This is a genomic window from Brucella cytisi (genome assembly GCF_038433355.1).
Lineage (GTDB): Bacteria > Pseudomonadota > Alphaproteobacteria > Rhizobiales > Rhizobiaceae > Brucella > Brucella cytisi.
Window position 1 is genome coordinate 16,162 of the sequence record NZ_JBCAUP010000039.1, and the last position, 12,252, is coordinate 28,413.

Genomic DNA, 12,252 nt, shown 5'->3' on the forward strand with positions numbered 1-12,252 from the left:
AAAAGTTCCGTAAAGAACTTATGCGATTCAAAATACACAACGAGCCGGAAGTTATCGCGCGTCGGGAGAAGGCGTCGGCGCGTATGGAAGCGGCAGAATAATCGTCCCCTTTGGGCCCCATTGCGGATATCCATGCCAGGTTGGTCGCAATGAAGTGCCTGCGCATATACGCCTCGACGGACGGGGAATCTCATTTCGATGAGATTGATTTGCCGACTACCATGCGGTCAGTGCATCCGGAAGCGGTTCCCTTTGATGTGACCGCCAGCTACCCAGCCTCTCGCGTGCGCATCACTCACATCCCAGCGGGATGCGAGAAGTGGCGTGGCATAAATAAGGTGCCGGAACCAGTTCTGACTGTTAGACTTGATGGCTCAGTTAAATACGAAACGAGTGACGGCTAAATACGACATGTCTCGGCTGGCAGCTTTGTGTTAGTCACTGATACACATGGTAAAGGATCGTCACGGCACTCTACGGAAGTGCAAACGGTAATCTGGATTTCATTACCCGACGGCCTTGAATTACCTCCCTCGCAATGATCCGCATTAGCGTAATGTCGACGTGCCGCACAGTCGCCTGTTAGTGAGGAATTTAAAGCCGAAGAGGTGCGTACTCACCCGCTCCCGATCTGGCCTTGCAACTCCAACCAGTCGGCCAGATCGGGAGCTGGACCACCGTGCCTATCATCGACCACCTGTCACATTTCTATTTTGCTGGAGACGTCGCAACTTTAACTTGCTAAAACACGGCATGTAGCCTGGTGGGTTCTGGCTAGCTTGAAGTGCGACTTCCAAGCGATAACAATGGTTCCGTTGCAAAAATTCGTTCATCACGGAGCATGCCCTGGCTGCAGACGCAATTATGCTGCGAGGGCTGTGAACTGTTGTTTGAGTGAAAGCGGTGTCGCTGCGGCGAAGAAGCCCTGCTGCTTTCTCATCATGTGAATGAGTTCGATACCAGCCAAAGTGGTGTTGGCTGAGGTTGTGCATTTGAACCCTAGCATGGATCTTATCCGGCGCTTGATACGCCGGTGATCCTGTTCAATGTGGTTATTCATGTACTTGGAGGATTGAATAGCAATCGGGTTTCCATCTCGCTTTAGTCGATCTTCGGCGTCACACTGGATGATTGCTGTTCGGTTTGTCTGACTGCCATCAATCGTGATGCGGTTCGGGCTACCATCGCGTGCTAAAGCCTTGCGCATAAAGCGTTTGGCAGCCCTTAAGTCACGCTCTTCACTAAACCAGAACTCAACCGTATCACCATTACTATCAATGGCACGGTAGAAATACATCCATTGGCCTTTGACGCGAACATAGGTTTCATCGACGTTCCATTTTCGAGTGACTTGGCGTTTCTTGCGGTTGAAGCGCTCAAGCAATATCGGACTGAAATACTGCGTCCAACGGTGGACTGTTGAATGGTCGAGATCGATACCGCGTTCAGCCATAATTTCCTTCAAATTGCGCAAGCTCAGATTGTAGGAAAGGTACCATCGCACACAAAGTAAGATTACTGACTTATCGAAATGACGGCCCTTGAACATCACATAATCCCGGCTCGCTTGAAAACCAGATCATACACCCGATCATTGACGGAAAGTTTGCAACAGTTCCAGTATTTTTTCCCCTTGATTGTCACCACCATCTCATCGAGTTGCCACTTGTCGGCAAACTAACCTCGTGAGCGGCGCCGGAGCTGACGAGCGAACTTCAAGCCGAATTTAGCTGCCCATTCCGCGACGGTCTGAAACGAGACGGCGATACCGCGCTCGGCTAACAGATCTTCGACATCGCGCAAGCTGAACGGAAATCGATAGTAGAGCCACACGGCGTGAGCAATGATCTCAGCGGGAAAGCGATGGCGTTTGAAATGGGAGTGCGGGGCTTCGGTCATGGCAACCCCAATATCAAGCCCATCCCAACCAGACAGCTAAGGCGACGCCACCGCCCCGAAAGTACCGTGCGGCGGCATGTAGATCTGAGTGGCTGACAGTGAATAGCGTGTCATGTCGATCTAAGTTTCTGTAATTAAGAGCAAAGCAGTCAGACTGCAGCTCTGATTGCCAGTCAAGAACCCTTGCTCCATCAATTCTGACGTCTGGAATAACGTCCGAGGCGGCCATTCGGCTTTTTTGCTGTGAATTGGAACAACTGCCGTCAGGATGTAACGCCGCCAGCCCCAAATTCATAAAATCTCGCCTGGGTTTTCAGGCGGGGTTGTGATTTGCGACTGGAGGGGTAATGGTCGGCTCCCGCCCTCTAGCCTGTTTGGCCTGTGACGGCCCTGGTACAGGCGAGCACCATATCTTGCGCCCGTTCCTAGGCTTTTATTCGCGGTTAACTTGTTATAAGGTTTTGGCAGAAACTTATAACGTTGCTAACGGTAAGATTGGTTATAAGGTTTTTGGCGGGAACTTATAACGACATAGTTCAACTCGCCGCCGGTACGACCAACTCATTCGAAAAGGCCAAGGATGAAAGAGATCGACATCAGCTATAGAACGATGTTCGCGGAGTTGGCGCAGCGGACAATGGATGCACAATTCGTAGCAGACTTCCCTTTAGAAGGATGGTTTGTGACCGTAACCGTCAAAGATCGCAATTATTGGTATTTCGATCTCCCCACCCCCGAGGGCAAAGACAAACGAAGCTACGTCGGCCCCGCGAGTGACGAAGCCATCACTAAGCGGGTAAGAGCCCACAAAGAGATCAAGGACAACATCCGAGAGCGTAGACGCATGGTTAGCACGCTGCGACGCGCCGGCCTTCCCGGTCCTGATCCCTTCGCTGGGGACGTCACGAAAGCCTTAGCCGACGCTGGGTTGTTCCGGCTGCGCGCCATCTTGATTGGGTCGGTGGCATTCAGCACCTATGCTGGAATGCTCGGTGTCCGGCTGCCCTCTGCCGCGCTGCAGACAGGCGACGCAGACTTCGCTCAGGACTTCGCAATATCGGCGAGTGTCCAAGATAGTCTCCCGCCAATCCTCGAAATCCTCCAGTCAGTAGACCCTGAATTCCGAGCGATTCCGCACCAGGCCGATAAGGCTAAGGTGGTCGCCTTCGTGAACGCCAAAGGCTATCGGGTGGAGTTCTTAACCGGAAATCGAGGATCAGAAGAATACACTGGCAAGCCGTCGCCCATGCCCGCCCTCGGCGGCGCGTCGGCGGAGAATCTGCGGTTCCTTGATTACCTGATCTACGAGCCTATCCGCACAGTGCTTCTTTTCCGCGAAGGCATAAACGTTCTCGTTCCTGCTCCCGAGAGGTATGCCGTACACAAGCTGATTGTGTCGTCGCGAAGACTCACTGACACGTTGGGGCGTTTGAAGGCTGACAAAGATCTAACGCAAGCCGCTTTGCTCTTCGAAGCTCTCGTGGAAACGCGCCACGGCAATGAGTTAGGCGATGCTTGGGAGGAAGCATGGGAGCGCGGTGATGCGTGGAAAGAGAGCATCGTCAGTGGCTTATCCAGACTACCCAAAAACGGAGTGAAAGCGTTAAGAGAGGCACTCGGTTCCGATGTTGTGGAAGGCTTACTGAAAAGGTGATTGACAGATTTCGCAAGAAACGAAAGACGACGACACGCCAGTCTATGATTGCCAGACAACAACATCGATAAGATGGATATCAAAGCCCGTGACGGCAAAAGTGAGGCCCGGAGAGGGACGTGCCGGGCCCCGTTTCGGAAAGGTGTGTGGGGTGATTGCCTTTCCGAACTTGCCGGAGAAGCCTGAATGGCTATCCGGGATGGCACCTACTCTGCCGCAAGTGCTGATGGCGCAATGCTGCATTGGCGACCACTCTGGCTGAACGAGGCCGCACTAAGGGAACAGCGGACCGCATTGCGATACCTGTGTCCGGTTATGAGCCAGTTGCAAAGGCTATTATCATGAAGCCCGTCGAAGAAACCGGTTTCGATGTAGTCAACGCCGGGCTTTTATCAGATTCCTGGAGACAACAGCCCGGAACACCCGCTATTGTACGGAGCTTGCGGAAGGCGAATTGATAGAAGCACTGGAATCGGCTGACAGACACAAATCACCAGTTAATCGGGATCGTCTGATCCAAGAGTTCATGCAGTCTCAAAGCGTCGTCACAGCCCGTAGTTTGATTTTCACACTGCCAGCTAAGAATGTGTGCCAACCGTGCGCATTAAATGTAATTCTGAATGAGTATTATCTGTTATTATCCACGCTAAATTCTTAAGAGCGACCCGGACTATATTTCGTTGTATTTAAGATATTAGCGCTGGTTCGCGCTGAATTCGTTGTGAAAATCCTTGGTGACCAAATAGTGATCACCGGGCAATCACTATGCTTTTTTTATGTCGGCCCGTTTGAGAAGCTGTTACCAGTTGCGGGTTGAACTCGAAACTGGATAGCTGAATGACCCTCGAACGACTTCGGATCGTTCTCTTTTTTAATGGAGTTTTCGTCCTTGCTGTGTCGATTGCCATGCTGGTTCCGGCGGTCATCGATATTTCGTTTTCGAACTTCCGTGACGCCGCAGTATTTCTGCGATCTGCTATGATGAATGGTGCGGTGGCCTTGTTGCTGATAGTGGGCTTTCGTCCGGAATTACAGAAGCTTGGTGACCGCAGAACTGGTCTTCTTATCACTGTGAGCGCATGGCTTTCGGTTTCTGCAGTCGGCGCGGTTCCGTTATATAGCTCGTTCCTCGGTATAGGCTGGACGGACGCTGTTTTCGAATCCACGTCTGCACTCACTACGACAGGATCAACCATCCTGACCGGGCTTGACGATATGCCCAAGGGGATATTGTTATGGCGTTCGATCCTGCAATGGATCGGCGGCATCGGTATTATTGTTATGGCACTTAGCGTACTTCCGGCTCTGGGCGTCGGTGGAATGCAGCTTTTTCGCTCTGAATCGTCAGACGTTTCCGAAAAGCCCTTTCCAAAGGTGCGGCAGCTAGCACGCAACATCCTTATTGTCTACCTGACGCTGACGCTTGCATGCGCGCTGGCTCTTGGGGCGGCGGGCATGTCAATCTTCGATGCAGTCAATCACGCCATGACGACAATCGCGACCGGCGGCCTTTCAACAAAGGACGCCTCGATTGGATTCTATAACTCATTACCCATCGAACTCGTCACCATAGTCTTTATGACAGCTGGAGCTCTGCCGCTGGCGTTCTATGCAGTAGTTTTGATGAGCCGGGGTCAGCGTCGAACCTTGGAAGGCCAGGTTGGGCCTTTCCTTGCAATTCTTGCTTCAGCAATCTTTGCCTGCATGTTGTGGAATGTGTCACAAGGAATGGAAGCGGGCGAAGCATTGAGAAAATCTGCGTTCAACGTCACCTCGGTTCTGACCGATACCGGTTTTGCCACAGACGATTTTTCTGCCTGGGGAAGCTTCGCAACCGGCTTGTTTTTCATGCTGTTTCTCATTGGCGGTTGCGCCGGTTCGACCGCAGGAGCGATAAAGATTTTCCGGTGGCAGGTACTGTTCAGCAGTGCAAACCGCTCACTCAAGCTCGTGCTTTATCCAAACGTGGCGGCACCTGTTCGTCTTAACCGGAAACCAGTCAGCGATACCGCTATAAGCAACGTTCGAAACTTCTTCTTTCTTTACCTTATGACCCTGCTGGTCATGTCGCTTCTGGTTTCTGCGACCGGACTTGATTATCTTTCGTCGGTCTCTTCTGTGGCCCAGGCAATGGCGAATGCCGGCCCCGGTCTTGGACCTGTCGTTGGACCTGCAACCAATTTTTCAGCTATTCCCGATACTGCTAAATGGCTGATATCCCTATCTATGATAATGGGACGGCTTGAACTGGTAACGTTCTTTATCGTGCTTCAGCCATGGTTCTGGCAAAGATAGATATCTTTTCTGTTTGCCGAGACAGAACCGCAGACGTTGACTTGTATTCAAAATTATACATCCCGCCAGAAATTTCACTATTGTTCCGTCGGCAGTTTCAGTGAACCTAATTGTCGTTGATTAACGGCGTGATTGTAAATCACCAGTGAGGTCAGATTTGCGAATTGCAATTGGAACGCTCGGCACAAGAGGTGACGTCCAGCCTTATCTGGCGTTAGCACGCGCCCTTTCAAAACTGGGGCACCAGGTTCAACTAAAAGCACCGCAACAATTTTCGAAACTCGCCGCCCTGTATGGAGTTGAATTCGCGCCATTGCCAGGAGACTTTCTGACTCTCCTCAACTCACCCGAAGGGCAAAATGCGGTCGCCAAGGGCAGAGGGTTCAGTGCCGGCTTCAGGCTACTGAAGCACGTAAAGCCCATAATGGAGAGCCTGCTTGAAGCAGAATGGAACTTTGTACGCGATTTCAGGCCCGACCTGATTGTTTATCATCCGAAGTCTCTGGCTTCGCTCCATATGGCAGAGGCTCTTCGTATACCCGCGATTTTGGCCTCACCTATTCCCGGATTTACACCCACGAGCGAATTTCCAAGCCCGTTGCTGCCTTTTCGGTCGTTGGGCCCGTTGAACAAAATGAGCCATCGACTTGCGATACGGGGTGCCGACATTTTATTCGCGCGGCCTTTAAGGGAATGGCGGGCGAGTTCACTTGGACTTGTGGGTGGGCACATCAAGCTGACGCCGGATGCGACCGTTTATGGCTACAGTCGACACGTAGTGCCGGTGCCAGATGACTGGAATGGATCCACTTTTGTATCAGGTTTCTGGTTTCTGGATGGAGGTGAGCAATGGCAGATGCCAGACCCGCTTGCAGCCTTCCTGCGTGCAGGTGAAAAGCCGTTCTATGTTGGCTTTGGGAGTATGCCGCCATCTGAACCAGACAGGTTGACAGCTATCATTACGGAAGGCCTCAGGAAGGCAGGCAAACGAGGTATATTATTGACTGGCAACGGTGCTCTCGGTTCAAACGCAGCCGCAGATCATGTCATCTGCCTCCCCTCCGCGCCACATGACGCGCTGTTCCAGCATGTTGCTGCCGCTCTGCATCACGGTGGTGCCGGCACGACAGGTGCATCACTACGGGCTGGTTTACCGACCGCCATCATGCCGTTCTTTGGCGACCAACCCTTTTGGGCCCGTCGTGTTAAGGAACTCGGCGTCGGCCCCTCCCCTATAGACCGGAAGGCAGTGACATCAGATCATCTGGCCCGGATATTCCGCGAGCTTGACGATCAAAACATGCAACAAAGGGCCGGTGATCTGGCGAAAAAAATCCATCACGAGGGTGGGGTTGAGGCCGCAGCACGTTTTATCGATGTTCACGCACGGTATCTGCGACTTGCCTGAGAGAAATTTTGGGGCTGCTTCGTTTCCAACTATCGATACTCGAAAATGAGAATTGAATACTGCACTTCCCTCACGGTGCAACCGGCTCGGGCGCAGAATTTTATTTTGCTCTGCAAGCTGACGCAAGGAGACTATCGAGCCCATTGGCAAGAGCGCCGGTGAATTGGCGCGCTTAATACTCGAACGCCTGCAGATTCCAGCGCCTGTCGAACACGGATGCTCAGCTGAAAATGCGTATAAACAGATAACTAGATCAGCGCCGACGGTTCGGTTTAATCAAGAATGCTAGGTACACATTCCGCACCACACCCCTTCTGGGAACATTGCAAATAGTGTATAATTTATGACTACGGCCTGATATGGCCAGTCAGCTTGGGTGGGTCCAATAACCGAGAAATACGGTTTGGGAGGGCGCCATGATCGAGTGGAGAATCGACGTTCCGGCGCATAGCAGCTGCAATTGCGCGTACACTCCCCTTGCCAATTCGGACTGGGTTCCACCCTCGGCAGCTGCCATTGTTCCGAGATGGACCGGCATGAGCGCGGCGACCTCGGTGAAATTAATCTCGACGGCTTCATTGGCGGGGCTCTACGAATGGCAGGGAGCTATCTTCGCGCGGTCGATTGTGTGTTCGGCGGCGGAAGAGCCGCATCGCATTCGCATCGTTCTTCCGGCAGGGATAGAGTTCACCGCTACGGAAATCGCCAGCGCTTCGACGAAGGTGTCCAATCCTATCGTGTTGGATTTCAAAGACACATATGGCCAGTTCAACGCCATACACCACGCCGACAGTGGCGCGGTTCACCATGACATATAAATCTGGAAAAGGAGGAGACAATGTCCGAGATAAAATGGGCCATCAAAGGTCGAGAATTCATTCACTGCAACTGTGCATATGGGTGTCCGTGTCAGTTCAATGCCCGCCCCACCAAAGGTGGCTGCGACGCTGTCGGCTTTGTGGCTATCGAAGAAGGATATCACGGAGATACGAAACTCGGCGGACTGACGATCGGCATAATCGCCTCCTGGCCGGGCGCTATTCACGAGGGCAGAGGGCAGGTGGTGCCGATCGTCGACGAGCGTGCATCGCCCGAACAGCGTGAATCGCTGTTGCGCATCATGAGCGGTCTGGACACTGAGCCCGGTGCCACGTTTTTCCAGGTCTTCGCGACGACTTTTGACAAGGTACACGAACCGGTTTTCGCGAAGATCGATTTCGAGATCGACGTCGATGGCCGTACCGCGAGCGTATCCGTTCCAGGCTGGGTCGAGGCGCGCGGAGAACCGATCCGCAATCCTGTCACCGGTGAAGCGCATCGTGCGCGAATCAACCTGCCGCAGGGCTTCGAGTACGATGTTTGCGAGGTTGGGCGAGGCTGGGGCGAGACACAGGGAGTCATAGCGCTTTCGCTGAATGACTCGCACGCGCACTTCTCCCGGCTGAACATGACCGAAAGCGGCGTCGTCCATTGAACAAGACAACGGATACACCGCTTGAGGCCGTGCTGCGGCGCGATGGACTGATTGTCGCAACGTCCATCGCAGCCCTTACCATGCTTGCATGGGCCTATGTTCTGCGGCTTGCCGCCGGCATGAACATGGGCGGGATGGACATGATGGGCTATCGCATGATCCCGAACGGCTTTGAGATGGCGATGGCGCCAGCGCAGCAGGCGTGGACGGTTGGCGATTTCGTTTTGATGTTCGTCATGTGGACGGTGATGATGATCGGCATGATGACGCCGTCGGCGGCGCCGATGATCCTCATCTACGCACGAACGGGAAGAATGGCTGCCGCGTCTGCCAGGCCCTTTGCCGCAACTGGTTGGTTCGTGACCGGATATCTGGCGGTTTGGAGCGGGTTTGCTCTCGCGGCAACGACGGCCCAATGGGCGCTTGAAAGGCTGGCCCTGCTTAATCCTGACATGGCGAGCACGAACAACGTTCTGGGAGGCGCGATCCTGATTGCGGCCGGGCTTTATCAGTGGCTGCCGCTGAAGCACGCCTGTCTGTCGCAATGCCAATCGCCGCTCCTGTTCATTCAACGTTTCGGCGGCTTTCACCGCGACGCGACCGGAGCCTGCAAGATGGGGGCCATGCACGGGGTCTACTGCCTCGGCTGCTGCTGGGCGCTGATGGCCCTCCTTTTCGTAGGCGGCGTGATGAATGTTCTCTGGATCGCTGCGCTCGCCATCTTCACCCTTACGGAAAAGCTCATATCAACCGGACGCCTGCTCTCCCGCGTGGCGGGGATCGGCTTGCTGGCTGCGGGGCTGCGCCTGCTCGTGACATAAACCGACATCATTCGCCGACAACTGATCGTTCATGGAGTACACAGATCCGCCAGTCGGATTTCCATGGGCTACGCTCCACCCTGTCTTGGGAACCGTAGCGGCATAATTCCGAATGGCCAATCGAGCGTGTTGTCACTTTATAACCGTCAGATTATATTCCAGATCTGGTAATGGAGAATGCCGGGCTTCGGGGTCATCTGTAAGATCATCGCCATCGTGCGGAACGAAGCAGGTGAAACTTGCCTGAGCGGGCCAGCAACCGCTTAAACGGTTCCTCTCGAAAGGCGTGATGCATGCCCTTCACGGAAAAGAGATCCTTATCTGCAATTGAATACCCGGTGAAAACCAACCCCTGGCCCGTCCTGATAACCTTGTGCGCCTCCGTCGTGTTCTCCATGACAACATGGTTTTCTGCCACTGCCGTCACCCCTGAGTTAAAAGCCGCCTGGCAGCTTTCCGACTCAGTCGTCGCCTGGTTGACGAACGGTGTGCAAATGGGTTTCGTAACGGGCGCACTACTGGCAAGTCTGATTAATTTACCCGATATCGTTCGGCTCAACCGCCTCATGGCAGTTGCCTCCATAATGGCGGCAGGCCTGAACCTGTTGTTGTTGTTGGAGCCTGGTCCCGCTGGAGCTATCGCGTGTCGTTTTGCGACCGGAATGGCACTTGCTGCCGTCTACCCTCCAGCTATGAAACTGGTCTCGACATGGTTCGTGCGCAACAGAGGCCTTGCGCTTGGTGCTGTTGTGGGCGCCTTAACTCTCGGCTCGTCGATGCCTCATCTTTTCCGTACGATTACAGAGTATGTCGACTGGCGCCTTGTCATTAGCATGTCGAGTGCCGCCTCTCTGATTGCCGGTATTTCCTTCTTGCTGTTTGCGCGCGAGGGCCCCTATCCCTTTGGCAGGGCGGTATTCAATCCTCGGCAAATTGGCCGCGTTCTTCGTGATCGCAATCTGTTCCTTGTGAATGTCGGCTATCTCGGACACATGTGGGAACTCTACGCAATGTGGGCGTGGCTCTTGATTTTCTTACGTAAATCGACCGAAGACACACTCCCACCCAATATGACTTCGCTCATAACCTTTATCGCCATTGCAGCGGGTCTCGTTGGCTGCGTAGCCGGCGGTTTCTTGTCAGACAGATTCGGGCGCACTGCCACAACGGCAGGCTTGATGATCGTATCCGGCCTGTGTGCTCTACTTATCGGACTTGCTTTTTCGGGACCTATCTGGTTGATCGCTCTCATAGCGATTGTATGGGGCATCGCCATTGTTGGGGATTCTCCACTCTTTTCTGCAGCGGTAACCGAGCTCGCCGATCGGGACTTTGTTGGTACGGCGCTATCGCTGCAGATGGGGCTTGGTTTTGCGCTCACGGTATTTGTTATCTGGCTGGTGCCCGAGATCGCCGCTTGGCTCGGCAGCTGGAGATGGTCTTTCATTATCCTGGCACCCGGTCCCTTTATTGGGGCATCGGCGATGCTGGCGCTTCGCCGCTCACCCGAAGCCATCAAGCTTGCAAACGGTCGTCGCTAGTGACCGCCTCTCCGTCGGCCCCATCAATAGCCATTTTGGACTTGTGCGGCCCAGCGGAGAGCTTCTCACACAATTTTTAGTTCAACGTTTCGAATTGAATCGGTGAATTTTATCCAACGGCAGGATGTCTGCCTACGGCGAGCGTGGCCAGCAATCAATTGATCATATGGGTGCGTAAATTGGGGTATGCCAACGGGATACGTAATGGAACCCAGCCAAACGAACGATCAATTTGGCTATAAGTAACTTAAGGCTACTGGCCGTGAAAAGCGGCATCGCGTCAGCCACATACAGCCAACTCCGTGCTCAGATTTCCAGTCAGGAATTTTCCCTCTCGCTTGGACCCACGCACGATCTTTCATCTCGCTTGATAATGTTGGGCCCCTTCACAAAAGCAGTCGAGTAGAATTCAAGCGCTGATCACCGCGCTTCAAATGATTTTGCTGCCAATTCAGTCATTGGTGATTAAAAATTAATCAATAGGTATAATGATTATTATATAGACACATAACGGTTGCCAACGCAGGCGCTATGCTCCATCAATGCAGTATGAAGACACAGGACCTCACCATCCTCATTATCGATGAGAACGCCATCCGCTCCTCAATCATTGAGGAAGGATTGCGCGAGGCAGGCCACGGTAAAGTCGTCGTTATGAATGAGATGCACGGTATCGCACGCATGATAGAGACGCTCAACCCCGATGTTATCGTGATCGACATCGAGAACCCCAACCGCGACATGATGGAGCATCTTTTTCAACTGACCCGAACTCTCAGTCGCCCGATTGCCATGTTTGTGGATCGTTCCGACACGGCGTCGATCGAAGCAGCGGTAGAGGCAGGGGTTTCCGCCTATATTGTCGACGGACTAAAGAAAGAACGCGTAAAACCTATCCTAGATATGGCTGTCAGCCGGTTCAATGCATTCAGTCGTTTGCAGCGCGAACTGGCGGACGCCAGGTCGGCGCTGGAGGAACGCAAGACGGTAGAACGTGCCAAAGGCATTCTCATGAAAATGCGCAGCCTGTCCGAAGAAGACGCTTTTGCACTGTTGCGACAGTCCGCGATGAACGAGAAGAAAAAAATATCAGACATCGCACAAAGTATAGTTACGGCAGCCGGACTGCTAGTGAAATGATTCCTCTTTCAAGAACCGGG

Annotated in this window: 9 protein-coding genes and 1 pseudogene; 8 read left to right on the forward strand and 2 right to left on the reverse strand. The window is 53.3% G+C overall.

All coding sequences use genetic code 11. The annotated features are described in order from the left end of the window. Positions 1-862 precede the first annotated feature (862 nt). Complete coding sequence (locus AAE521_RS24900) at positions 863-1,549, reverse strand: IS6 family transposase (RefSeq protein ID WP_342062834.1); 687 nt, start codon at positions 1,547-1,549, stop codon at positions 863-865. A 17-nt stretch (positions 1,550-1,566) separates the two neighbouring features. Further along, a pseudogene (locus AAE521_RS24905) lies at positions 1,567-1,899 on the reverse strand (IS6 family transposase); the annotation flags it as partial. A gap of 580 nt (positions 1,900-2,479) precedes the next feature. Here AAE521_RS24905 and AAE521_RS24910 point away from each other — a divergent pair. The 8 genes from AAE521_RS24910 to AAE521_RS24945 all read left to right on the forward strand — a co-directional run bounded on the left by AAE521_RS24910 (position 2,480) and on the right by AAE521_RS24945 (position 12,232). After that, positions 2,480-3,553: a nucleotidyltransferase family protein gene (locus tag AAE521_RS24910; RefSeq protein WP_342062835.1), complete on the forward strand. Its 1,074-nt coding sequence runs from the start codon at positions 2,480-2,482 to the stop codon at positions 3,551-3,553. Between the two features lie 837 nt (positions 3,554-4,390). Continuing rightward, positions 4,391-5,848, forward strand: coding sequence for a TrkH family potassium uptake protein (locus AAE521_RS24915; protein WP_342062836.1), 1,458 nt, complete (start codon positions 4,391-4,393; stop codon positions 5,846-5,848). Between the two features lie 157 nt (positions 5,849-6,005). Further along, a complete protein-coding gene (locus tag AAE521_RS24920) occupies positions 6,006-7,256 on the forward strand; it encodes a glycosyltransferase (protein WP_342062837.1) in 1,251 nt (416 codons plus the stop codon). A gap of 416 nt (positions 7,257-7,672) precedes the next feature. Further along, complete coding sequence (locus AAE521_RS24925) at positions 7,673-8,074, forward strand: hypothetical protein (protein WP_342062838.1); 402 nt, start codon at positions 7,673-7,675, stop codon at positions 8,072-8,074. Positions 8,075-8,094: 20 nt separating this feature from the next. After that, a complete protein-coding gene (locus AAE521_RS24930; protein WP_342062839.1) occupies positions 8,095-8,730 on the forward strand; it encodes a DUF1326 domain-containing protein in 636 nt (211 codons plus the stop codon). Continuing rightward, the gene (locus tag AAE521_RS24935) at positions 8,727-9,551 is read left to right on the forward strand and encodes a DUF2182 domain-containing protein (protein ID WP_235817753.1); all 825 of its coding nucleotides are present in this window, start codon (positions 8,727-8,729) and stop codon (positions 9,549-9,551) included. Before AAE521_RS24930 ends, AAE521_RS24935 begins: the two co-directional genes overlap by 4 nt. A 338-nt stretch (positions 9,552-9,889) precedes the next feature. Continuing rightward, positions 9,890-11,092, forward strand: coding sequence for an MFS transporter (locus AAE521_RS24940; protein ID WP_342062840.1), 1,203 nt, complete (start codon positions 9,890-9,892; stop codon positions 11,090-11,092). Positions 11,093-11,641: 549 nt separating this feature from the next. Further along, a complete protein-coding gene (locus AAE521_RS24945) occupies positions 11,642-12,232 on the forward strand; it encodes an ANTAR domain-containing response regulator (protein ID WP_342062841.1) in 591 nt (196 codons plus the stop codon). The last annotated feature ends 20 nt before the right edge of the window (positions 12,233-12,252 follow it).

What these genes read in the sequence shown, in the direction of transcription:
- AAE521_RS24900 (WP_342062834.1), bottom strand. Translation starts at nt 1,549, where the DNA reads ATGTTCAAGGGCCGTCATTTCGATAAGTCAGTAATCTTACTTTGTGTG.
- AAE521_RS24910 (WP_342062835.1), top strand. Translation starts at nt 2,480, where the DNA reads ATGAAAGAGATCGACATCAGCTATAGAACGATGTTCGCGGAGTTGGCG.
- AAE521_RS24915 (WP_342062836.1), top strand. Translation starts at nt 4,391, where the DNA reads ATGACCCTCGAACGACTTCGGATCGTTCTCTTTTTTAATGGAGTTTTC.
- AAE521_RS24925 (WP_342062838.1), top strand. Translation starts at nt 7,673, where the DNA reads ATGATCGAGTGGAGAATCGACGTTCCGGCGCATAGCAGCTGCAATTGC.
- AAE521_RS24930 (WP_342062839.1), top strand. Translation starts at nt 8,095, where the DNA reads ATGTCCGAGATAAAATGGGCCATCAAAGGTCGAGAATTCATTCACTGC.
- AAE521_RS24945 (WP_342062841.1), top strand. Translation starts at nt 11,642, where the DNA reads ATGAAGACACAGGACCTCACCATCCTCATTATCGATGAGAACGCCATC.